Below are 23,081 nucleotides of genomic sequence, written 5' to 3'. Positions count from 1 at the left end.
CTGATCATTATTCGGTGATCATTTTTATATACTGAAGTTTCTCAACCAGGTCTTCACATTTCTGTATAACCAGATCTCTGTATTTTTCTTCAATGGCAGCTAACCTGACGTCCAATTCGGATAAATAGACCTTACTATAAAGTTCTCTTTCAGATGGTAAAGGGAAAAATCCGGTTGCTGAGGAGAATTTCTTAAGAATATTTATTTCGATATTCTCAAAAGGCTGTACATAGTCTGCCTGTTCATAAAGGTATTCCATTTTATGACAGCATTCACGCAGATCAACCTGCCCTGTCATCATAGCAATAGCATTGGAATGCATTTTTTTGATATACCTGTTTCGTTTTAGCTCCTCAAACTTATTCATATCATTTGACCAGATCCAGCAGAACCTTTTCATATTTATCCAGAATTATATTTTTTGAGAATCTGGATTTGATGGAGTTTTTTATCGCATCACGATTATAATTTTCATGCATCACTTTGATAATTTGCTGGGCAAAATCATCGTAGTTTTCAATATTGGCAATTTCACCATTTATATTATGCTGAATAATCTCATTGATTCCTCCTGGACAATTATTGGCTAAAGAGTAAGTTCCACAAGCTCCCGCTTCCAAAAGGACATTGGGAAAGCCTTCATATCTTGAGGAAAGAATAAACAGATCTGCATATTTCAGAAACTGGTAAGGGTTTTCATGTCTGCCATGGAAGATCACATTCTTCAATCCCAGAAATTCTTTCATCTGCAGCAGTACGTCTTTATCTTTTCCGTCTCCCAAAATATGAAGCAGAATATTTTCATTTTTAAGCCTTGAAAAAACTTTCAGCAGATTGTCAAAGCCTTTTCTGGCAGAGAGATTTCCAATAGCTACTACATTTTTATAATTATATTTGAAGCACTCAGGTTTGAGTGAGATACTCATTTTTTCATCAATAAAATCAAAATCTACAGGATTATTGATCTTGACAATTTTTTTCTTTTTAATGTTAAAATTATCTACCAGGTCTTTCATCATATCGTCACTCTGAGCAATGATTCTCTGATAGTTGTTGTAAAAATTATAAAAGAATTTGATCTCTTTACGGGTAACGTGCTGCGTGACCACATTGGTTTCTCTTGCAATGAATTTTGTCCTTGGGAAAAGCTTGATAAATAAAGATAAGTAAGCATTCACTTCTCCAAACCCGGAAAATACAATATCTGGTTTTCTTCTGTAGATTTCGCCTAAAATAGGTTTCAAAGAATGTCTGATTCTTTCAGTATTGATGTCGATGATTTCAACATCTTTTTTCAGAAAATTAAGGTATCCGCCCTGTTTACGCAACAGCAAAATCTTGGGTTCAAAACGATCCCTGGAAAGATGATTTGCAATGGTGGTAACAATCCTTTCTGCGCCTCCGGTTTCTAAGTCCGGCAGAATAAATATGACTGATATTTTTTTCATCAGTTAAAGTTACTAAAAAGTTTCATTATGTTTCAAATATTGGAATGCCGAAGATGCTCTACAATGAATTTATCTGGCCTCACTCTAAAAATAGTTCTCAAAGAAAAATCCGGCACCGGGAATAGAATCTAATTTCGGCTTCATTTCCTGATGAATCGACATCCATTTTTTTAATTCTGTATTACTTTTTATACCATCGTCAACAGGAATCGTTATATAAAGAATATTGTTATAAATATTGTGTTTCAAATACAACACCAGAAATCTTTTATCTATATTCTTTGGGCCTCTGGAAAAAGGTAATTCCCCGTCACATCGGCCTTTATATTCTTTATCACCGACCTTAAATGTATATAAATAATAATAGCCTGTGCCTCTGCCATAGTTTTGGATTCCATGTATCTTACCAATCGCATATTCTCCGGCTGTTTTATAGTTTTTTTTAAAATCTTCTCTTACAAAATAGTCATAGACAAGGATGCCTATCATGAAAAAAAATAAAATAACAAGATAATTTTTCTTAAAAAATTGCATCGACATCAATTATTAGCTTTCTCTAAATTACAATAAAAAAGCTCTTCAATTGAAGAGCTTTTTACTATTTTTTTTAATTTCAGTCCTTAGTTTGCTACGTCGCTGATAAACTTGATTCTCAGCATTCTTACTTCTTCATCAGACAGCTCATCTCCGAACTCATCCAGAAGCACTTTCATACTATCGCTTTCAGATTCGTTCATAAATTCCATAAAGCCGTCTACTATATCTTCATCAAAATTGTCTTCGATGTAATAATCAATATTTAGTTTTGTACCCTGATACACAATACGCTCCATTTCTTTCAGAAGTTCATCCATAGAAAGATTCTTGGCTCTGGCAATGTCTTCAAGGTCAATCTTTTTATCAGTGCTCTGGATAATGAAAACTTTATGGCTGGATTTATTAGCCACCTGTTTCAGTACCATATCCTGAGTACGTTCTATATTGTTGTCTTCAACATAGGTTTTGATATAATCGGCAAATTCTTTACCATATTTCTTCGCCTTTCCTTCTCCTACTCCATAAATCTTGGTGATTTCATCTACCGTAATCGGATACTGAACCGTCATATCTTCCAGACTCGGGTCCATAAATACCGTATAAGGCGGAATTCCGTGTTTCTTGGCAACCTTCTTCCTTAACTCTTTTAAAAGGTTAAACAAATTCTGATCGAGACCACCGCCAGCCTGCTGCTGCACCTGGTCACTTTCTGCCTTAGTCTGTGAAAGATCAAATTCTCTGTCTTCAGCGATTAAGAAGATTTCTTTGGATTTTCCACTCAGGACTTTTTTTCCTTTTTCGGTAATTTTTAAAACCCCGTACGTTTCAATATCTTTCTGGAGAAAATTCTGAACAGTGGCCTGTCTGAGAATTGTTTTCCAATAATTGTCTTTTTCATCTTTCCCGAATCCAAAGTGCAGACTTTGTTCTAGTTTATAGGATTTTGTTACTGCGTTTTCCTTTCCTACAATTACAGAGATCAGGTCTTTCGCTTTAAACTTTTCTCCTGTATCACTGATCAGTTCCAGCGCTTTTTTCAAATCGGCAGTAGCATCTTTTAATTTTGGCGGATTCGAGGAGTTGTCACACATTTTTGCTCCGTCGCCGTTTACAGGGTCAAAGGTTTCTCCAAAATAATATAAAATGTACTGTCTTCTGCTCATTGAAGTTTCAGCATAGCCTACTACCTCATTTAAAAGCTGTAGTCCGATCTCTCTTTCAGAAACGGGTTTCTGTGCCAGGAATTTTTCCAGCTTTTCAATATCTTTTGGATCGTAGAATGCCAGACAATGACCTTCACCACCGTCTCTTCCTGCTCTTCCCGTTTCCTGATAATAGCTTTCTAATGATTTTGGGAAATCGTAATGGATTACAAAACGAACGTCCGGCTTGTCAATTCCCATTCCAAAGGCAATCGTAGCTACAATTACATCTACTTCCTCCATCAGGAATTTATCCTGATTGGCCACTCTCACTTTCTGATCAAGACCGGCATGGTAAGGCAGTGCATTGATCCCGTTTACCTGCAAAAGCTGGGCAAATTCTTCCACCTTTCTTCGGCTCAGACAGTAGACAATCCCTGATTTTCCTTTATGCTGGTTGATAAATTTAACGATTTCCTTGTCTACATTGACTTTCGGACAGACCTCATAATATAGATTAGGACGGTTGAAACTCTCCTTAAATACCAAAGCATTCGTCATTCCCAAAGTCTTCTGAATATCATCCTGAACTTTAGGAGTAGCCGTGGCCGTCAAAGCGATCACCGGTACACTGGCAATCTTGTCTATAATCTGTTTCAGATTTCTGTATTCCGGTCTGAAATCGTGTCCCCACTCTGAAATACAGTGTGCTTCATCAATAGCAAAGAAAGAAATCTTTACTTCTTTCAAAAAGTCCAGGTAATCATCCTTAATCAATGATTCCGGCGCTACATACAGAAGCTTGGTCTTGCCGCTTTTTATATCGTCAAAAACCTGTTTGGTCTGCGTCTTATTTAATGATGAATTCAGTACGTGTGCTACCCCATCATCAGATGAAAGGCCGTTCACTGCATCTACCTGGTTCTTCATCAACGCTATCAAAGGCGAAACGACTATTGCCGTACCTTCCGAAATCAGTGCCGGAAGCTGATAACATAACGATTTTCCACCTCCCGTAGGCATCAATACAAATATATCCTTCCCGTTTAATAGGTTGTCTATGATCTGTTCCTGCTGCCCCTTAAATGTAGAAAACCCAAAATACTTTTTCAATTCGCCTGATAAATTGGCTTTTTTTGCGCTCATCTAATTTTCTATTGCTAAATTTGCATCTCACCCAAAGTTATAAAAATTCTGCTTAAAATAAAAGCGAACGAATTTATAAAAAATAAAATTTATATTAAATATTCTTTTTAAAATATAACGTTCTTTAAGAACTTTTTTGTATACCTTATTGTCATAAAATGGATAGAACCAACATTATATCAATTGCTAAAAGCACTTTAGAAATAGAAATTTCTGAACTTGAAAAATTAAAAAACAGAATTGATGACCAATTTGCCCAGGCCGTAGAAATAATTCACTCCGCAAAAGGGAAGTTAATTGTAGTAGGAATAGGGAAATCGGCTCACGTTGGTAACAAAATCGTAGCTACGCTGAACTCTACCGGTACCCCATCACAGTTTCTGCATGCTTCCGAAGCTATTCACGGAGATCTTGGGGTGATTCAGAAGCAGGATGTTGTCTTATGTATTTCCAATTCCGGAAATTCTCCAGAAATTGCCAATCTGGTTCCTTATTTAAAGGACTATTCTTCTGCCCTGATCGGAATGACAGGAAACAGGAGCAGTAAACTGGCTGAGTTCTCTGAAGTGATTCTGGACACTCATGTAGATGTTGAAGCCTGTCCTAATAAGCTGGCACCGACAAGTTCTACAACGATTCAAATGGCATTGGGAGATGCTTTGGCAGTTGCTTTAATGGAGCTTAATGATTTTAAAGCCAATGATTTTGCCAAATTCCACCCGGGAGGAAGTCTGGGAAAAAATCTTACTTCAAAAGTGGAACAGTTCCTTTCTTCCCAAAAACCTCAGGTTACAGAAGATTCATCCATAAGAGACGTTATCATTTCGATCAGTGCATCAAGCCACGGTATTACGGTTGTTACCAATGAAGACCAGATTATTGGGGTTATTACCGATGGAGACCTGAGAAGAATGCTGATGAAAGGTGAAGATCTAAGCAAAGTTCTGGCTAAAGATATTATGTCTGCCCACCCAAGAACGATTGAAAAGGATTCGCTAGCCAAAGAAGCGATGAAAACGTTAAAGGAAAACAATATAGGCCAGCTGGTGGTAACTGAAAACGGAAAATATTTCGGAATTATAGACCTGCATAAATTACTGGACGAAGGAATCAATTAAGTTTCATACATTGGATGTCAGATATTGAAAATCCTAAATCAGGCAGCTATAAAGAGAAGTGTTTTATTAATTTTTTCTAAGAAATATGATGATTATCCTTTACTTAATGATTCTGACTCCTTTATTTCTGAAAAAATATCTGGACTATCAGGATTCAAAAAGATCTGTAGTACCGGCACCCTATCATCCAACGGGACCAGAGCATGGCAGTGATGCTTATTATGATCAATACAGCCAGGCTCATTATGACCTTTTAGTAAGATGTCTGATTTTTTGTTCTTTCGATGCTGAAAAATTCAAACCGATTGAAGAGAATTTATCTTTAAGAGACATTGGTAGTGATTTAGATAGTCTTTTTGATGACAACAAAATGGAAAGCCTGTTCAGAAATGAGTTCGTTGAAAGGTCTCTGCAGCCTAAACTGCTGCATTTCAAAAATGTCACTTCCGAAATTTCAGAATCTGAATGGCTTTTTGAATCTGTGGATGTAGCCAGCGATGAGCGGTGGAAAGTAATCAATGACACTGCAGAGGAACTTTTAACTGAAATGAATATTAAAGAAAGAGGATTTGATTTTGCCTTATATGTTCCTCAATAATTTTAGAATCCAAACATCGGCCATTTAAGTAAATATTTTCATAAATTTGCCCATTAAAAATTTTATTCTGTGAGTGAAGGTAAAGACATGTCCTTTCTTGGGCATATAGGAGAGCTAAGAGGGCACCTGATCCGATCGATTATTGCTATCATAGTTGCTGCTTTTGTAGTAGGCTTTAACATCAACTGGATTATGGACCATATCTTTTTTGGACCTACCAGAAATGATTTCCCAACCTTCAGACTTGTGAATCATTTTTCGAGAATGATCTTAGGAGAAGACAGTATTCATCTTCCAAAGGATTTCCCTGTCCGTGTACAAAGATTGTATCAGCAGTTCAATGTGATGATGGCGGTTTCTATTTTTGGAGGTATGGTGGCAGCATTTCCTTATATTGTATGGGAATTGTGGCGTTTTATCAGCCCGGCCCTGCATCCGAGAGAGAAAAAGAATTCTATCTATATCATCAATGCAGTATGGATTCTTTTTATGACAGGCGTGTTATGTGGTTATTTTTTAATCCTTCCTTTCGCGGTCAACTTTGGGGTAATCTTTAAAATTTCGGACATTATTGTTCCGCTTTACGATCTGAGTGATTATACTACTTTATTTTTACAGGTTGTTTTAGGAATGGGAGTTATTTTCCTCTTCCCTATTCTGATCTATTTCCTGACCAGTATCGGGATCCTGACTCCTACATTTATGAAAACGTATCGCCGCCACGCTATTGTACTGATCATGGTTGTTGCTGCTATTATTACTCCTGCAGATGTCCTGAGTATGCTGATGGCTGCATTCCCACTGCTTATCTTATATGAATTCAGTATTATGATGTGTACTTTCACTTATAAAAAGGTACAGAAAAGTAACGGAAATCTTCCGGCAGTACAGAAGTAGATTCTGATCCAAATAAAAATAAATTTACCATAAAGACAGGTGTATTTTCATAGTAGAAAGTACACCTGTTTTTTTATTAAAAGTGAAAAAATACAGCAATTCATATTCTATTAGTTAAATAACACCAACAATATCTGCAACAACGATGTAATTAATAAACCTCATATTCGTTTTTGATTAAAAATCAAATAAAAACACTTTTTTGTGATTTATACATAATCAAATAACCAATAAAATACATTATATTTACAAACACTAATCCTTATTTATAATAAATATGAAAAAGAGAATTATTTTTGTCTGCGCATTAGCTCTAAGCTTAACAGGCTTAAAAGCACAGCGTTGGGAACCTGTCTCGGAAAGAATTACTCCTGTCAGGAAAGAAGTTAAGGTTTTATATGCCTATAAATTTGATCTTGCCGCTCTGAGAGGTATGTTGAAAAATGCTCCTGAAGCTGGACAGGGAGGAAAACCTGTAGAGGTTTCTCTTCCGACAACTGATGGAAGGGTTGAAAGATTTTCAGTGTACAGCTCGCCATCAGTAGAAAAATCTATGGCGGAAAGATACCAGCTTGGTGCTTATGTAGGTATTGGCCTGGACAACCCTAATAAGCAGATCAGATTCAGTACTGCTCCTAATGATTTCCAATCGATGCTTTTCGACACTACTACCGGAAAGTATGAATTCATTGAACCGATCAATACGGCAAAAGATGTCTATGGGGTATTTTTCAAAACTGACAAGTCTAAAGATAATCCTTTTAAATGTGAAACTTCAGAACCGGAAGCTGCAAAAAAGGAGATGAATAAACTGCTGAAGTCCAAAAATGTTCTGAACACCTCAGGCAGTTTCAATAAAAGTAATGATCAGAAATACAGAACTTACAGACTGGCAGTTTCCGTAAATGGTGAATATACTCAGCTGGCAGGAGGTGTTCCTGGGGCTGCGGCCCGTATTAATGCTACAATAAACAGGGTAAACGGAGTATTTGAAAAGGATCTGGGGATCCACATGATTGTTCAGGATTTCCCACAGGTTATTTTTGACAACCCGGCAACTGACCCTTATTCAAATGTTATTGCAAATGCTAATGGTACTTATAGCGCACCCGATGCGTGGAATTTACAAGTTCAACAAACCCTATCCAACACTGCAGGTATTGGTAATGATGCCTATGATGTGGGACATTTCTTTGGCCACAGAGGCGGCGGTGGAAGTGCAGGGGATGTAGGAAACGTATGTAGAAACCCTGCCAACAATAATGACGATACTTCCAAAGGAGCAGGAATTACCTCTCCGAATATTGTAGACCAGCCTTATGGAGATACTTTTGATATAGACTTCGTAGCACACGAACTAGGCCATCAGTTTGGGGCTGCCCACACCATGTCCCTTGCCCTGCACGGAGCTCAGATGGAACCAGGTTCCGGATCTACCATCATGGGATATGCCGGAATCACCAATGCGAACGTTCAGATGAATTCGGATGCTTACTTCCATGTTAAAAATATCGAAGAGGTACAGACCTATGTCAATTCAAAAACCTGTGGTATTACAACTCCTACCACCAATACCCCTCCAACGATACAACCACTTATCCAGAAAACAATTCCTAAGGGAACAGCTTTTGTGCTAACGGCTTCAGCAACCGATGCTGAAAACGATCCAATGACCTATACATGGGAACAATATGATCTTGCAACCTCTACTTTCGGCCCGGTAAGTCCTAACCGAACTAATGGAGCCAACTTCAGATCTTTAATGCCTACCACTTCCCCGACCCGTTATTTTCCAAAACTTTCAAGTGTACTTAATGGAGTGCTTGTCAGCACAGCAGACTGGGAAACCGTATCCAACGTAAGCAGAGATATGAACTTTAAGGTAACAGTAAGAGATAACAACCCTAATGTAACCCAGCAACAGACTCAAAGTTCTGCTATAAAAGTAACTGTAGGAAGTGACGGACCTTTCAAAGTAACCTCAACTTCTGCCTATAATAATACTCCGGGAGCAATTAGCTGGAATGTAGTCAACACCAATGCTGCTCCTTATAATGTGCAAAACGTTAAAATAGATTATACGACAGACAACGGAAATACATGGACGGTCGCTATCCCATCTACTCCTAATGACGGTCTTGAACCTTATTCATTCTCTTCTCTTGCAACAGGTGCCAACGTAAAGATAAGGATAAGTGCTGTAGATAATATTTTCTATGCAATAGGCAATGCTACTGTCTCTGCTGCTCCGGCATGTTCTCCATCTGCTCCAACAGGAATTACATTTGCAGGAATTACTAAAAGCTCTGCCGGTATAAGCTGGCCAGCAGCCCAAAGCGCCACTTATTCATTAATGTACAGAAAATTAGGAACAACTGCCTGGACAACAGTTTCTGTACCTACAAACTTTTATAATCTTTCCGGATTAGATGAGGCCACCCAATATGAAGTACAGATAGCGAATGTGTGTGAAGCTGTAGTAGGAAATTATTCTACAATTTCTGTTTTCAATACACTTTCATATCCAGCCTGCCTAGTCTCTTCAAACCCAACAGACGAATTTATTTCCAATGTTACAGTGACACCAGCCGGAATGTCTGCTATTTCAAACAACAGTGGAGCATCAGAATACACAGACTACACAGCTGACTTCAACAAACTGATTACTTTGAAAAAAGGTGCTACAGGGAACACGGTAAGTGTATCTAAACAATGGACAGCTACTACTTATAATGAAGGAGTGACGGTATGGATCGACTATAACAAAGACGGACTATTCTCTGCTTCTGAAATTATCTTTACCAGCGCTCCTAGTAAGACGACTCCAGTTTCAGGATCATTTACAGTTCCAACAACAGCCTATACAGACGGTAATGTTATCATGAGAGTGATGATGGCGTATAATAAGCAGCCAACTGACGGATGTGTAAGCCAGCAATACGGTGAGGTAGAAGATTATCCTGTTCGTATACTGGATCAGGCACTGAGTACTCATGATGTGACAAAAGATAATGCTACCATCAACATCTTCCCTAATCCGACAAGTGATGTACTAAACATCACTAACGTTTCATCCAAAGCTGAATTTATCATTACCAATATGGCAGGCCAGAAGGTAATGAACGGTCAGATCACAGACAATAAGATCTCTGTTTCAAGACTGAGCACGGGAGCTTATATTATTTCGATTGAAGATAAAGGAACAACTTCCCATCTGAAATTCATCAAGAAATAAACCTTATCATTTATATAAAGCCTGGTTATCGCCAGGCTTTTTTTATACCTTTTAAAAATCAGCAGCCAATTTTTATTTACAATGATCAGGCTGTTAATTTAATTTTATATTTTTGAATAGATTATTAATAGAGTTTAAAAATGAAAAAGCTATCATATACACTGTTATTTGCATCAGGGCTTGTTTTCGGACAGTTCTTTGAGAAAGATAAAGTTTTCACCAAACAGGATACATTAAAAGGATCCAACACTTCATACCGTAATTTTTGGGATGTCAAAAAATATGATCTTTCTGTAGAACCGGACTTTGCTCAGAAAAGCATTAAAGGAAATAATAAAATAAGCTTTGAGATCATTAAAGATGTTAATAATCCCGTATTTCAGGTCGATTTGCAGCATCCTATGAAAGCAGATAAGGTAACGGCTAATTTTCCTATTTCCAATTATAAACAGGATGGTGATTTCATTTTTATTACTACCAACAAGAAATTTAAAAAAGGCGAAAAATATACTATTGATGTCACTTACTCCGGAAACCCTACCATCGCAAAAAATGCGCCATGGGATGGAGGCTGGGTATTTGCCAAAGATAAGAACGGAAATCCATGGATGAGTGTGGCTGATGAAGGAATAGGTGCTTCCATCTGGCTTCCTACCAAAGATATATGGAGTGATGAACCTGATGAAGGTATTATCATGAAAATCGTTACTCCAAACGATCTTGTAGGAGTAGGAAACGGGAGGCTTATCGACAAAAAGACGAACGGCAGCAAAACAACTTATACGTGGCAGGTTAAAAACCCGATCAACGCTTATTCCATCATCCCGAATGTGGGTAAATATGTCAATTTTAAAGATACTTTTGACGGTGAAAAAGGAAAACTGGATCTGGACTACTGGGTGCTGGACTACAATCTGGATAAAGCCAAGACACAGTTTCAGCAGGTAAAGCCTATGCTTTCTGCCTTTGAATACTGGTTTGGACCTTATCCATTCTATGAAGACTCCTACAAGCTGGTTGATTCTCCTTATCTGGGCATGGAACATCAAAGTAATGTAGCTTACGGAAACAACTACGAGAATGGCTATCTTGGAAGGGATCTTTCCGGAACGGGAGTGGGACTCAACTGGGATTATATCATCATTCATGAAAGCGGCCACGAGTGGTTTGCGAATAATATTACGGCCAAAGATCAGGCAGATATGTGGGTGCATGAAAGTTTCACCATGTATTCGGAAGTTCTTTTTACAGAAAAATATATGGATAAAAAATCTGCGGATATTTATGCAGTAGGTATCAGAAGAATGATCCAGAATGACGTTCCCATTATCGGAAAATATGGGGTAAGAAACGAAGGAAGTGGTGACATGTATCCTAAAGGAGCCAGTATGATCCACACCATAAGACAGGTCATCAATAATGATGATAAATTCAGACAGATTTTAAGAGGCCTCAATAAAGATTTTTATCATCAGACCGTAACCACGCAGCAGATTGAAAATTATATTTCTTCAAAATCAGGAATCGACTTCTCAGGTGTTTTTGATCAATACCTGAGAACCATACAAATTCCTACTCTTGAATATTCTCAAAATGGAGACACTCTGAAATTCCGCTATACAGATATTGTAAAAAACCTGAAGCTCCCTGTAATCATCAATGGAGACCAAACCATAACTCCAACTGAAAACTGGCAGACGGTGAAACTTAAAAAGAATACCCCTGTTGAATGGAATCAGAACTATTACATCAACTATAAGAACGTTCAATAAATAAAACAAAAGGCAGATTTGCATCCAGCAGATCTGCCTTTTTACATTTCATCCTTTTTACCTCATCATATTTTATGAAAAGTTTAAGACTTAAGAGTGTAACAAAGTGAGAAAAATTGCAACTATTTAATTTTAAGATTTAAACATAATGAGAAAAATTGCACTTAGTTTGGGACTTTTCGCTGCCTTTGTAGCGAATGCACAGTCTATCAAAACCACTATCGATCTTGTCAATGTAAAAGATGACAAGGTTGCCGTTACCATGGAATTTCCGAAAATGAAATCCGGTGACGTTAAATTTCATTTTCCAAAAACGGTTCCGGGAACCTATTCTGAAGATGATTATGGAAGATTTATAGAGGGAATCAAATTCTATGATAATAAAGGAAAAGAACTTACCTACACAAAAGTAAATGACAACACCTATTCGTTGAAAAACGCTCAAAACCTGAGTAAGATCTCTTATCTGGTGAACGACAGTTTTGATGAAGAATTGGATACTTCAAAGCATAAAGCCGTATTTTCTCCGTCCGGAACAGATATTGAGCAAGGGAAAGTGTATATGATCAACACCCACGGATTCATTGGATATATTGACAATATGCAGGACGTTCCCTATCAGCTGATCGTTCAAAAACCTACTGATTTTTACGGCACTACAGCTTTGGTAGATCAGGATAAATCTGAGTCTACAGATACCTATACATTGGCTAACTATGCTAAAGTAACCGATTCGCCACTGATGTACACCAAGCCTGATTATATTACCTTCAATGCAGGAGGAATGGAACTGGTACTTGGGGTATACTCTCCTACCGGAAAATATAAAGCCGCAGACTTTAAAGATAATCTTGAGAAAATGGTTATTGCCCAAAAGAAATTCCTGGGTGATATGAATACCAATAAGAAGTATGCGATCATGCTTTATCTTTCGGGAGGTGACGGACCAAAAGTAAAAGGATTCGGAGCACTGGAGCACCATGAGTCTACCAGCGTAGTTCTTCCTGAAGCAATGCCGAAACAAGCCATCGACAATACGATTACCGATGTGGTTTCTCACGAGTTCTTCCATACTGTGAACCCTCTGAAAACGCATTCTGAGGAAATCCATTACTTTGATTATGCAGATCCTAAAATGTCTCAGCATTTATGGATGTATGAAGGTGGAACGGAATATTTTGCCAACTTATTCCAAATTCAGGAAGGCCTTATCGACAAAGAACATTTCCTTCAGAGAATAGGCGAAAAAATCGCTAACTCTAAGAATTATGACGATACAATGCCGTTTACGGTAATGAGTAAAAATGTATTGAAAGAGCCGTACAAAGATCAATATAGAAACGTATATGAAAAAGGAGCCCTTTTGGCCATGTGTCTTGATATTGAACTGAGAAAGCTATCTAATGGAGAAATGGGGTATCGTGATATGATCAGAAAACTGTCTCAAAGATTCGGAGAGAATAAGCCGTTCAAAGATGATAAACTTATTGATGAACTGGTAGCAGTGACCGGATACCCACAGGTAAAAGATTTCTACAACAAATATATTGCAGGAAGCCAGCCTACTCCTTATGCCGAATATCTGAATATGGTAGGGATAGATATAAACAAGCAGGAAAGCAATCCTATTTTCTGGTTCATTCAAGATCCTAACCAAACCGGTTTTGATGAAAAGAACAATGCATTTGCTTTTGACGAAAGTTCTGCTCTTTCTCCTTTTGCCAAGAGCATAGGCTTTAAGATCACTGACCAGGTTCTTGCTCTGGATGGGAAAAATGTTGATGTCAAGAAAATACAGGATTTCATCAATTACACTCATACCATCAAAGAAGGACAGGAAGTTTCGGTAACGATCTTGAGAGACAATGCAGGTAAAAAAGAGAAGATGACTCTGAAAGGAAAAGCGATTCTGGCCAAAATGACTTTGGAAACGCCGGTATTCAAAACCAATCCTACCCCAGCAGAACTGAAGTTACAAACGCAGTGGCTGACAGGTAAAAAATAAATAAGTAAAAAAGCGGGGAAATTGATTTCCCCGCTTTTGTTTTTTTGATGATGATAAGATCGAAAAATTATGCTTTTCTAATGGTTATCCTGAAAGTACTTCCTTTTCCTACCTCCGTCTGAGAGATCTTAATGTCACCGTTGTGGTATTCATGAATTACTCTTCTTGCCAGTGACAGGCCTAATCCCCAGCCTCTTTTTTTGGTAGAATACCCCGGCTTGAAGGCATTTCTGGCCTGCTGTTTGGTCATCCCACTTCCGGAGTCCTTTACTTCAATCAGAATATTCTTGTTTCTTTCAAAAACAGACATTACAATAGCTCCTTCTCCTTTCATAGCGTCCACCGCATTTTTCACCAGATTTTCAATCACCCAGCTCATCAGAATTTTATTGTGGGGAACCAGAAGTGTATAGGTAGGAAGATGTAAGGTAAAATTGATCTTTCTTGAGATTCTGGTCTTTAAATAATCATAATTTTCCTGGATGGTTTCGTTGAGATCTCTATCATTAAGCTCAGGAACAGATCCTATTTTTGAGAATCTTTCAGAAATGGTCCTTAGGCGTTCAATGTCTTTTTCAATCTCCTGCACTCCTTCAGATTCCGGATTATCCATTTTCATGATCTCCATCCAGCCGATCATTGATGACAAGGGAGTACCGATCTGGTGAGCCGTTTCTTTAGCCAACCCTGCCCAAAGATACCCTTCATCTGTCTTTTTGATCGTCCTGAAGAACCAGAAAGAAAAGCCGAAATACAGCAGAATGAATAATCCTAAAATATAGGGTGAATATCGTAGGTTATTCAGCAATCGGGAATTGTCATAGTATACAAACTGATTGTTGCCATCGGGAACCTTGATCTCAATGGGATCATAGTTTTTCTCCATATTCTTTATCAGATCCTGCAGCTTTTCAGGGTTCTTTATCGTGCTTTCAGGAATATTTCTGTAGTAGCCCAGATCAAGGATAGGATTTTTGTATTTGTCCGTTACAATAAACGGAATGGTATTGTTGATATTAAGTATATCCGGCAACAGATCCAGGACATCCGTATCCGGAGTTTTTACTTCCTGCTGTATCCTGATCGCCTTAGAAAGAAGGCTGATCCTTTTGATCTCCTCTTTTCTGAGGAAATTGATAAGTGATGTAGAAGCCACTACAATGGCGATGACCAAAGTAGTCATGACCACAAAAATGATCCAGTTATTCAGCCTGGTGAGTATGGATTTCCTCAAAGTTATTTTATTTTAAAACATTCAGGATTTTCTGCAGCTCTGTACTTCCGCTTCCCTGATAATTGTTGATAATGATCGAAAACACATATTTTTTACCATCCTTTGCCGTATGATACCCTGCAAAAGATTTGGTATCTCTCATCGTCCCGCTCTTCATTTTCATGCCATTGTCCTGCATCGGAAATCCATCATAATAAGCCTCAAACCATGATTGTTTTTTTGCGTATAAAAGAGCCTGTACCTCAGCTTTGGCTGCTACATAATTCTGAGGCGACAATCCGCTTCCGTCTGCGAAATTGATCATATTAGGGTTGATTCCTTTTGATTTCCAGAATTCTTTCAGATAAGAAATCCCGCTTTTGAATCCCGGATCTCCTTTTTTCTCCTTTCCTAAAGTCTTTATTAAAGTTTCTCCATAAAGATTGATGCTTTTTCTCAAAAACCAATAGACAATTTTATCCAGGGTTGGAGACTGATAAGTAAGGATGACATTGCCTTTAGGAGCTTCCAATGCTCGCTTCCCCTCTACTTCCAGCTGTGAATTGCTCACGGCTTTTCCTGTAAGTTCAATTCCTGATTCTTTCAGCCATTGTTTTACTTCTGCTGCCAGCTGTAATGGCGGATTGGGAGTAGCACCGGATACCGTTACCGTTTTTCCTCCCGGCAGCATTCCGTTGATCAGTGCCACTTTGGAATGTGGAGCGGTAAAAATCAGACTCTGATCCGAACTACCTCCTGTTTTCAGGTCATTCAGCCATTGTACTCCCTCCAGAGGATAGGAAAAGCTTTTAAATTCTTTTCCATTGATATTGATGTCAAACTGGTTTTCTCTCCAATTGGTTCCCCATACTCCTGCTCCATAATAATTTCCCAGGTCATCCCACGGCCATCCTCCGGGAATCGTTTGATGATCAAAATAAGAATCGTCAATTACCAGATCTCCTGATATTTTTGTAATTCCTGAATTCTTTATGGCATCGATCAGTTTCTTTTTAAAATTTTCTGGTTTATAGGCCTCATACCGCCAGCTTCCCAAGGTAGGATCACCATTGGAACTGATAAATAGATTCCCGTTCAAAGTTCCTACGGATATACTTCCGGAATAGCTTGAGGTAGTGGTATAGGTATAGTTTTTTCCTAAGGTTTCCAATGCTGCTCCTGCTGTAAAAATCTTCTGTGTAGAAGCGGTAGAAAGCCCTTTGCTTCCCTGATATTCATAGATAAAGTTACCATTCTCATCCGAAACATAAAATGACAGATTAGAGGAAACGGCCCCCGAAGAATCCATAAGGTCTTTGGTGACTTTATCCAGTTTCTGAGCTATATTCTGGGCAGAAACAATCTGTACCGTAAGTACGAGTCCTGCGAGTGTTTTTTTCATTACATTGTAGTTTGGTTCTTTACTTCACTTATGTTTTTAGGATCCTGCCTCTTATCATCACTTCTAAAAGCCCGGGCAGTTCCTGTTCATTTTTAATCAAAGATAACTAAAAATGTATCTTTTCATATTCCCTGAGATCATGATGATTGAAAAGGATCTGATGATCAGGAGATTTTTCGAATGACCGGTCATATTTAAAATATTTCTCATAATCATCTTCATCTGTGAAAACATCCATCTGACAGGCTTTGATATAATTTGACTTCTCGCCGTAATCTTCAACAAATACAGAAGATTCAAACCACTGATCGTGATGGCAGCGAAGACATGATTTTTTGTGGACCGCTTTATGACCACAGATCTCACAGAATTCCAGATGCTGAAACAGTTCTGAAATTTCATACTGCTGGTCCTCTGCAAATAAATGCAACGGAACGGTTCTCAAAAGCAGATAATAATTGGGTTCCTGCCATGAAAAACTTTTCGCTTCAATGCTATGAACGGCCTGCTTATTTTTATAAAGATGTAATCGCTGAAGATCATAATCAATCTCTGCTTCAGCAATATCCTTGATATTTAAAACTACTTTGCTTCCGACTTTAATATTCAGGTCATCATCAATATCAATTATTGATTTTTGATCCAGATAATGGTTCAGGCATAAAGTTGTTTCCCAGGAACCTACTCCTCTTTTTTTACCTTCACTTCCACAGATCTCACAGGTTTCTACAGACAAAGCCAGGTATTTTTCGGTAATACTTTTGATGGTTGTGTTCAGTTCCGGATTTTCGGAATAGGTATAGCAGCGTAATTCACCAAACTTTTCTTTTCCGAAAACATCTTTTTCAAGATTCCAGCCTCCTATCGCAAATTCGAACAGCATCTGTCTGATGATTTCGTTCCATCCGGTACTGTTTACAGAAAAATTTTTAAGATTATGCTCTATAAACCGGTCTATGTCTTGCTGTTTCATTACAATAAGCTTCCGCTTTCTATTTCGTAAGGTTCTTTATCTTTTTCAAAAATTCGGGTCAGCTCATTTCCTTCAACGGTAATGGTATCCCCTATTCTTCTGATCCAGTTTCCTTCTCTCAATCCTACGACCTTGATGTCATTTTGGGTAAGAAATTCTTTGATTCGGGTTTCTCTGGTTTCTCCGTTGTGCTTCAGATCCGGATTCGGGTCCAGATAATGCGGGTTGAGATTGAACGGAACCAATCCCATACAGTCGAAACTTGGCGGATAAACAATCGGCATATCATTCGTTGTCTTCATATTCTGTCCACCAATATTACTTCCGGCGCTGCATCCCAGATAAGCTTTTCCGTTTTCTACATTTTCTTTTAAAACAGACATCAGCCCTTCTTCATGTAAGGTTTTTACCAATAAAAATGTGTTTCCACCTCCCGTAAAATAGCCTTTTGCCTGGTTCAAAGCTTCTGTTTTATCTTCAAATTCGTGAAGGCCTTTTACTTTGATATTGATGGTTTCAAAAAATGAACGTGCTTTGGCTGTATAATCGTCGTGGGAAATTCCTCCCGGTCTTGCAAAAGGAACAAAAACGATTTCGTCAATTCCTGTATATAATTGGATTAATTCTTCTCTTAAATATTCCAGATATTCTCCACCGAAAAGTGTAGAAGTAGAAGCTAATATGATATTCATAGGGTATTTTGATTATAAAATATAGACTTACAAAGATAGGTTCAAACATCAACGAATCAAAAATTAAACTAAAAAAAATAGGAATCCCGTTAATATTTTCTAAAAAAACTTAAAGCCTCTAAAATTTGAGCTTTTATGGAATTATTATTGAATTTTAGAATCTAGAATTTTTAAATATAAGAATATGAAAATGGCTAACGTTAATATTAAAAATCTATTTTTAGGTTTGTTGCTTGCAGGAGGTGCAAGTTTTGTGAATGCACAAACGACTCAGACGGACAGTACCAATAAAACAGCTACTACAGCAGCTGTGAACTCAACAGGTAATCCGGTTATTGATGGTCTCAAAAAACAAATTGAGGCGAACCCGAAAGACACAGAATCACTGGCAAAGCTGGCTGCCGCTTATCAGGAGGCATCAGACTGGACCAATGCTATTGAAACCTGGAAAAAAATATCCGCTTTACTACCGGATTGGGCTCCATCCTATTACAGCCAGGCATATGCCTACCAGTCTGCTAAAGATGATGCTAATGCCAAAATAGCTTACGAAAAGTATGTTGCTACAGTAAAACCTGAAGAAGTGGAACAAAATAAAAAGAATCTGGCTTACGCTTATTTCTATATTGCTTTTGCAGAACAGCAAAGCGATCCTGCTAAAGCGAAGGAGCATATTGCCAAATCTATCCAATATGACCCTACTAATCAGGACGCAGTAAAGCTCAGCAAAGCTTTAAATTCATAAAACAAAAAACCGGAAAATTTCCGGTTTTTTTTATGCTCTACCTTAGATTCTGGCTTTACTTTTTCTAAACTTAATATCTCAGTCGTTTCTTTTACTCTATTTTCTTTCCAAAAAAATCTGTTTCTCCATGCAGATGCCTGATGATCTTTTCAATATTTCGCTGTATGCTGGCTTCCGTTTTCAGATTGTTGATATACCGAACCAGCTCATGTCTTCTCGATGGGATCAGTTTTTCAAAATTGGCTTTGGCAAGTGTACTTTTATGGATCGCCTGCTCCAATTGAGGATGAATACTAATACTTCGGTCTGCATCATCATATTCCAGGGTCACTTCAATCTCTTCTCCGATTCTTTTAGGAGAATTTTTCAACATGATTAAATTTACATACAGCCTCCACTCGCCCAGATATTTCATCAGATTCTGCTGAAATTCTTTCCCATTCACAGTCCCTTTTACCGGAATCGGACTTTTATTCCTTCCGGAATCTTCAAAAATCGTTTCCAATATTTCTTCCGGAACAAAAACAAAGGGATTGATTCCGATAATGTCCAGGTTTGCGGTAAAGCTGTTGTTTTTCATGGATATGATGTTAGATGTTAGATGTTAGATGTTAGATGTTAGATGTTAGATGCAAAATTAACGAGTCAGTTTCGGATAAACTATTTTTTTCTTTGTTTCATCTGGTCTTTTTTCTTCTTCTGAAATCTTTCAACCTTGCCATTTTCAGACTCTTCATTCCAAAACGTGTATCTATCCTTTACTGAAAACAATCAGGCTCTCAGTCTCTTCATCAGTCTCCTGTATCCAAACTCCCAAAACTCTCCCGCTCATATCCAAGAACTCAATTAAAACCCTTATCTTTGTTCCAATAAATCTATTTATCAAAATGAAATTTTTTATTGACACAGCTAATTTAGAGCAAATCAAGGAAGCTAGAGACCTTGGAATCTTAGATGGAGTAACGACGAACCCATCACTAATGGCTAAAGAAGGTATTCAGGGAGCTGAAGCGATCAAAAACCATTATAAAACGATCTGCGAACTTGTAGACGGAGATATTTCTGCAGAAGTACTTTCTACTACTTATGAAGAAATGATCAAAGAAGGAGACGAATTGGCTGCAATCCACCCAAATATCGTAGTAAAGATCCCAATGATCAAAGACGGGATCAAAGCTTTAAAATATTTTTCTGACAAAGGAATCAAAACAAACTGTACATTGATCTTCTCTCCGGGGCAAGCTCTTTTGGCAGCTAAAGCGGGAGCAACTTATGTTTCTCCATTCCTTGGAAGATTAGATGATATTTCTACAGACGGATTGAACCTTATCCAGGAAATCAGATTAATTTTCGATAATTATATGTTCGAAACTGAGATCCTTGCAGCGTCTATCCGTCACTCAATGCACATCATCGACTGTGCTAAAATTGGCGCAGATGTGATCACTTCTCCACTGCCTCCGATCTTGAGCTTACTAAAGCACCCATTAACGGACAGCGGATTGGCACAGTTTATTGCAGATTCTCAGAAATTAGCATAATAGCTGATCCTTATTCAGATATACAAATCCCGGAACAATGTTTCGGGATTTTTTGATTTAACTACGTGACCCTAAATGAATCCAAAAAATAAAAGATCATGAAAAAGTTTATATTCCTGATCACATTGCTTTCTTTTGTTGTAGGGTTTTCACAAAATATAAATTTCTCAAAAGAAAAACTGGAACAGCTTAATCAGTTCAACCTTGAAAATAAAAGCCGGGCATTCATTATCTATCAGGACGGAAAAATCATTAACGAAGAATATTTTGGAACTAAAATCATTGGAAAACAACCTTTTGATAAAAACGCCTATTGGTACTGGGCTTCTGCCGGAAAGTCTTTAACTGCAGTTCTTATCGGAATCGCTCAACAGGAACATTTGCTCAATATCAACGATCCGGTATCAAAATATCTGGGAAAATGGACCGGAATGGACCCAAAAAGTGAAGACAAAATCACCATCAGACATCTTCTGACCATGACTTCAGGAATAGATTATCAACAGGATTCAAAATGCCAGTCAGGAAAATGTTTTGTTTTTAAGAACCCCGCCGGAAGTTTTTGGTATTATGACACTTCAGCCTACTCTCAACTGGCAAAGGTTATTGAAAAAGCAAGCCATAAAAGTATTGATCAATATATTGCTGAAAAACTTTCAGGCTCAGGGATTTCCGGTAAATGGGTTCCTTTTGAAAACGGACTCGTATTTTCAAGTCCTGCAGAGAGCTTTTTACAATTCGGAAAGCTTGTTTTAAATAAAGGAAAGCTGAACGGAAAAACCTATTATCAGTATGATGATTATTTCAGACAGATGACCGATACTTCGCAGGATCTCAACCTTTCTTACGGCTATTTGTGGTGGCTCAACGGAAAAAACAGCATCAGGGTTCCGGGTTTTGAGGAATCATTTGATCAGTCATTGGTTCCCGATGCTCCTAAGGATATGTTTTGTGCATTGGGCAAAAACGGACAAATCCTGGATATTATTCCCAACAAAAATCTTATCATCCTGAGAATGGGCGAAAATCCCGGTTCATACAGCAATATGATCAAATTTCACAGGGAACTCTGGGAGAAAATTTTGCAATAAAAACAAAACGGCCCCAGAAGTAATAGCATTCCTGAGGCCGTTTTATTGTATTGATCGATGTTGAATTACTTCAGCAAATCCAGTTCAATGATGTTGTTATCTTTCTTTATATCATTCAACAACTTTGTTTCTCTCTCTCTTTTTGATTTATCTGTGGCCAGTTTCATTTTACCTGTTTCGTCTATTTCGTTGATAATAATACCCTGGGCCGCCATTTGTTTCTCACTTTTCATAGGATCGGCTCGATATTCTTTGAAAGCCTTCCGATACTTGGCTTCATTCACCGTAATCATCTTATTAAAATGATGCGTTTCTTTGGAGCTATGCCATTCATAATCTGCCGGAAGTTTTTTATTTCCTTTTAGTTCGAATGAATGACTGTGGGTAACATCTTCAAGTTTTACAATCAATCCGGGAAGTCCATAGAATTTATAGGGGCCATCCTGAATAGGAAGATCTGTGGTAAACCAGGCAACCCATTTTCTACCGCCAAAATTACAGACCGCTTTCTGTGCAGTAAATCCTCCTATTTTTTCTTTTTCTGAAAGAATTTTCCAGTTCTGCTTTCTTTCGTCCTGTACCATATATTCATCAGCAGCCAGATTGTTGAAGAAATTGACAGCATAGTCAGGGTAGCTCTTTTCTACACTGTAAAGTATTTTCCCTTTGAACTTCACGCCCGAAAGATCGATTTCTGAACTTTCGGCCTGCATCTGCTTTTTCATCGTTGCTTCCATCAGAGAATCTGACTCAAAACTTTCTTTGCTGTAAAACTTTGATCCTTTCGGTATGACATCCAGAAGCATGATTTCAGTCTCCGGCTTATCTTTAGCCGTAGAATCTGTCACATACTTATATTCATAGATAAATCGCTGATTCTGGGCATTTATAATCACAGCCAGCAGCAGTGTAAATGTAATGATTAGCTTTTTCATTTTATATTTTGATTGTGTGGTTTAGTCCTGTTCAACAATATTTTTGACGACCCTGCAAGGATTTCCTACTGCTACCACATTTTCCGGAATATCTTTCTTCACTACACTTCCCGCTCCTATTACAGAATTATTTCCAATAGATACTCCCGGAAGCACTACCACATTACCTCCCAGCCAGACGTTATCGCCCAGTTTGATCGGATGTGCATATTCCAGACCTTCATTTCTCTGTTTTGCATCGAGGGGATGCCCTGCAGTGTAGAAACTACAATTAGGTCCAATAAAAACATTATCCCCAAATTCTACCCTGGCACAATCTAAGATCACCAGATTATGATTGGCGTAAAAGTTATCCCCCACCTCAATATTATACCCGTAATCACACCAGAAAGATGGTTCTATGCAGATATTTCCTTTTATACTTCCAAGAATTCTACTGAGTTGTTCACTTCTTTTTTCAGTATCGGAGTTTTTTAATCCGTTGTATTCCTGACAGAGATCTTTGCAGGCAATACGCTCCTGAATCAGTTCTTTATCATAATTGGCATTGTATAAAAGTCCGGCAGCACATTTTTCTTTTTCTGTCATGAT

The 23,081-nt window shown here is 38.0% G+C and carries 20 protein-coding genes; 9 read left to right on the top strand and 11 right to left on the bottom strand.

Annotated features, from left to right (window positions below; genetic code table 11):
* Positions 1-7 precede the first annotated feature (7 nt).
* The 4 genes from AC106K_RS24140 to recQ all read right to left on the bottom strand — a co-directional run bounded on the left by AC106K_RS24140 (position 8) and on the right by recQ (position 4,273).
* The gene (locus tag AC106K_RS24140) at positions 8-400 is read right to left on the bottom strand and encodes a hypothetical protein (protein WP_482448099.1); all 393 of its coding nucleotides are present in this window, start codon (positions 398-400) and stop codon (positions 8-10) included.
* Positions 369-1,448, bottom strand: coding sequence for a glycosyltransferase (locus AC106K_RS24135; protein WP_482448098.1), 1,080 nt, complete (start codon positions 1,446-1,448; stop codon positions 369-371). The genes AC106K_RS24140 and AC106K_RS24135 overlap by 32 nt, the downstream gene beginning before the upstream one ends.
* Positions 1,449-1,532: 84 nt before the next feature.
* Positions 1,533-1,937: a hypothetical protein gene (locus tag AC106K_RS24130; protein WP_482448096.1), complete on the bottom strand. Its 405-nt coding sequence runs from the start codon at positions 1,935-1,937 to the stop codon at positions 1,533-1,535.
* Between the two features lie 131 nt (positions 1,938-2,068).
* A complete protein-coding gene (recQ, locus tag AC106K_RS24125; protein WP_482448094.1) occupies positions 2,069-4,273 on the bottom strand; it encodes a DNA helicase RecQ in 2,205 nt (734 codons plus the stop codon).
* Positions 4,274-4,431: 158 nt separating this feature from the next.
* Between recQ and AC106K_RS24120 the strand changes: the two genes are divergently transcribed.
* The 6 genes from AC106K_RS24120 (at position 4,432) to AC106K_RS24095 (ending at position 13,898) form a co-directional block, all read left to right on the top strand.
* Entirely contained in the window at positions 4,432-5,391 is a 960-nt protein-coding gene (locus tag AC106K_RS24120; protein WP_482448093.1) for a KpsF/GutQ family sugar-phosphate isomerase, read from the top strand.
* A gap of 85 nt (positions 5,392-5,476) precedes the next feature.
* Positions 5,477-5,989, top strand: coding sequence for a hypothetical protein (locus AC106K_RS24115; protein WP_482448092.1), 513 nt, complete (start codon positions 5,477-5,479; stop codon positions 5,987-5,989).
* A gap of 69 nt (positions 5,990-6,058) precedes the next feature.
* Positions 6,059-6,886, top strand: a complete 828-nt coding sequence (tatC, locus tag AC106K_RS24110; protein WP_482448090.1) for a twin-arginine translocase subunit TatC — start codon at positions 6,059-6,061, stop codon at positions 6,884-6,886.
* Positions 6,887-7,163: 277 nt separating this feature from the next.
* Positions 7,164-10,121: a reprolysin-like metallopeptidase gene (locus AC106K_RS24105; RefSeq protein WP_482448089.1), complete on the top strand. Its 2,958-nt coding sequence runs from the start codon at positions 7,164-7,166 to the stop codon at positions 10,119-10,121.
* A 140-nt stretch (positions 10,122-10,261) separates the two neighbouring features.
* Complete coding sequence (locus AC106K_RS24100) at positions 10,262-11,893, top strand: M1 family metallopeptidase (RefSeq protein ID WP_482448087.1); 1,632 nt, start codon at positions 10,262-10,264, stop codon at positions 11,891-11,893.
* Positions 11,894-12,041: 148 nt separating this feature from the next.
* Positions 12,042-13,898, top strand: a complete 1,857-nt coding sequence (locus AC106K_RS24095; RefSeq protein WP_482448085.1) for a M61 family metallopeptidase — start codon at positions 12,042-12,044, stop codon at positions 13,896-13,898.
* A 67-nt stretch (positions 13,899-13,965) separates the two neighbouring features.
* Here AC106K_RS24095 and AC106K_RS24090 read toward each other — a convergent pair whose 3' ends face one another.
* From AC106K_RS24090 to pepE, 4 genes are all read right to left on the bottom strand, one after another.
* Entirely contained in the window at positions 13,966-15,132 is a 1,167-nt protein-coding gene (locus AC106K_RS24090) for a sensor histidine kinase (RefSeq protein WP_482448084.1), read from the bottom strand.
* A gap of 7 nt (positions 15,133-15,139) precedes the next feature.
* Positions 15,140-16,513, bottom strand: a complete 1,374-nt coding sequence (gene dacB, locus AC106K_RS24085) for a D-alanyl-D-alanine carboxypeptidase/D-alanyl-D-alanine endopeptidase (RefSeq protein ID WP_482448083.1) — start codon at positions 16,511-16,513, stop codon at positions 15,140-15,142.
* 106 nt (positions 16,514-16,619) lie between these two features.
* On the bottom strand, positions 16,620-17,486 hold the full coding sequence (locus AC106K_RS24080) for a hypothetical protein (RefSeq protein WP_482448081.1): 867 nt from the start codon (positions 17,484-17,486) through the stop codon (positions 16,620-16,622).
* Positions 17,486-18,178, bottom strand: a complete 693-nt coding sequence (gene pepE / locus AC106K_RS24075; protein WP_482448080.1) for a dipeptidase PepE — start codon at positions 18,176-18,178, stop codon at positions 17,486-17,488. The genes AC106K_RS24080 and pepE overlap by 1 nt, the downstream gene beginning before the upstream one ends.
* Before the next feature lie 184 nt (positions 18,179-18,362).
* Between pepE and AC106K_RS24070 the strand changes: the two genes are divergently transcribed.
* Positions 18,363-18,923, top strand: a complete 561-nt coding sequence (locus AC106K_RS24070; RefSeq protein ID WP_482448079.1) for a tetratricopeptide repeat protein — start codon at positions 18,363-18,365, stop codon at positions 18,921-18,923.
* 91 nt (positions 18,924-19,014) lie between these two features.
* On the opposite strand, the gene AC106K_RS24065 is transcribed toward AC106K_RS24070, so the two are convergent.
* A complete protein-coding gene (locus AC106K_RS24065) occupies positions 19,015-19,503 on the bottom strand; it encodes a YdeI/OmpD-associated family protein (RefSeq protein WP_482448078.1) in 489 nt (162 codons plus the stop codon).
* A 307-nt stretch (positions 19,504-19,810) separates the two neighbouring features.
* Between AC106K_RS24065 and fsa the strand changes: the two genes are divergently transcribed.
* Positions 19,811-20,464, top strand: a complete 654-nt coding sequence (fsa, locus tag AC106K_RS24060; protein WP_047094862.1) for a fructose-6-phosphate aldolase — start codon at positions 19,811-19,813, stop codon at positions 20,462-20,464.
* A 98-nt stretch (positions 20,465-20,562) separates the two neighbouring features.
* Positions 20,563-21,555: a serine hydrolase domain-containing protein gene (locus AC106K_RS24055; protein WP_482448077.1), complete on the top strand. Its 993-nt coding sequence runs from the start codon at positions 20,563-20,565 to the stop codon at positions 21,553-21,555.
* A gap of 65 nt (positions 21,556-21,620) precedes the next feature.
* Here the strand turns inward: AC106K_RS24055 and AC106K_RS24050 are convergent, their stop codons facing one another.
* Entirely contained in the window at positions 21,621-22,490 is an 870-nt protein-coding gene (locus AC106K_RS24050) for a GLPGLI family protein (RefSeq protein ID WP_482448076.1), read from the bottom strand.
* 21 nt (positions 22,491-22,511) lie between these two features.
* Entirely contained in the window at positions 22,512-23,078 is a 567-nt protein-coding gene (locus AC106K_RS24045) for a sugar O-acetyltransferase (protein WP_482448075.1), read from the bottom strand.
* Positions 23,079-23,081 lie beyond the last annotated feature (3 nt).

The sequence above is a fragment of the Chryseobacterium sp. FR048 genome (assembly GCF_056844665.1).
Note: the sequence above shows the minus strand (reverse complement) of the source record. Positions and strands in the feature narration are given on the sequence as shown.

Coding starts and splice junctions, on each gene's coding strand:
- AC106K_RS24140 (WP_482448099.1), bottom strand. CDS start 400: ATGAAAAGGTTCTGCTGGATCTGGTCAAATGATATGAATAAGTTTGAG.
- AC106K_RS24135 (WP_482448098.1), bottom strand. CDS start 1,448: ATGAAAAAAATATCAGTCATATTTATTCTGCCGGACTTAGAAACCGGA.
- AC106K_RS24130 (WP_482448096.1), bottom strand. CDS start 1,937: ATGATAGGCATCCTTGTCTATGACTATTTTGTAAGAGAAGATTTTAAA.
- recQ (WP_482448094.1), bottom strand. CDS start 4,273: ATGAGCGCAAAAAAAGCCAATTTATCAGGCGAATTGAAAAAGTATTTT.
- AC106K_RS24120 (WP_482448093.1), top strand. CDS start 4,432: ATGGATAGAACCAACATTATATCAATTGCTAAAAGCACTTTAGAAATA.
- AC106K_RS24115 (WP_482448092.1), top strand. CDS start 5,477: ATGATGATTATCCTTTACTTAATGATTCTGACTCCTTTATTTCTGAAA.
- AC106K_RS24105 (WP_482448089.1), top strand. CDS start 7,164: ATGAAAAAGAGAATTATTTTTGTCTGCGCATTAGCTCTAAGCTTAACA.
- AC106K_RS24100 (WP_482448087.1), top strand. CDS start 10,262: ATGAAAAAGCTATCATATACACTGTTATTTGCATCAGGGCTTGTTTTC.
- AC106K_RS24095 (WP_482448085.1), top strand. CDS start 12,042: ATGAGAAAAATTGCACTTAGTTTGGGACTTTTCGCTGCCTTTGTAGCG.
- dacB (WP_482448083.1), bottom strand. CDS start 16,513: ATGAAAAAAACACTCGCAGGACTCGTACTTACGGTACAGATTGTTTCT.
- AC106K_RS24080 (WP_482448081.1), bottom strand. CDS start 17,486: ATGAAACAGCAAGACATAGACCGGTTTATAGAGCATAATCTTAAAAAT.
- pepE (WP_482448080.1), bottom strand. CDS start 18,178: ATGAATATCATATTAGCTTCTACTTCTACACTTTTCGGTGGAGAATAT.
- AC106K_RS24070 (WP_482448079.1), top strand. CDS start 18,363: ATGAAAATGGCTAACGTTAATATTAAAAATCTATTTTTAGGTTTGTTG.
- AC106K_RS24065 (WP_482448078.1), bottom strand. CDS start 19,503: ATGAAAAACAACAGCTTTACCGCAAACCTGGACATTATCGGAATCAAT.
- fsa (WP_047094862.1), top strand. CDS start 19,811: ATGAAATTTTTTATTGACACAGCTAATTTAGAGCAAATCAAGGAAGCT.
- AC106K_RS24055 (WP_482448077.1), top strand. CDS start 20,563: ATGAAAAAGTTTATATTCCTGATCACATTGCTTTCTTTTGTTGTAGGG.
- AC106K_RS24050 (WP_482448076.1), bottom strand. CDS start 22,490: ATGAAAAAGCTAATCATTACATTTACACTGCTGCTGGCTGTGATTATA.
- AC106K_RS24045 (WP_482448075.1), bottom strand. CDS start 23,078: ATGACAGAAAAAGAAAAATGTGCTGCCGGACTTTTATACAATGCCAAT.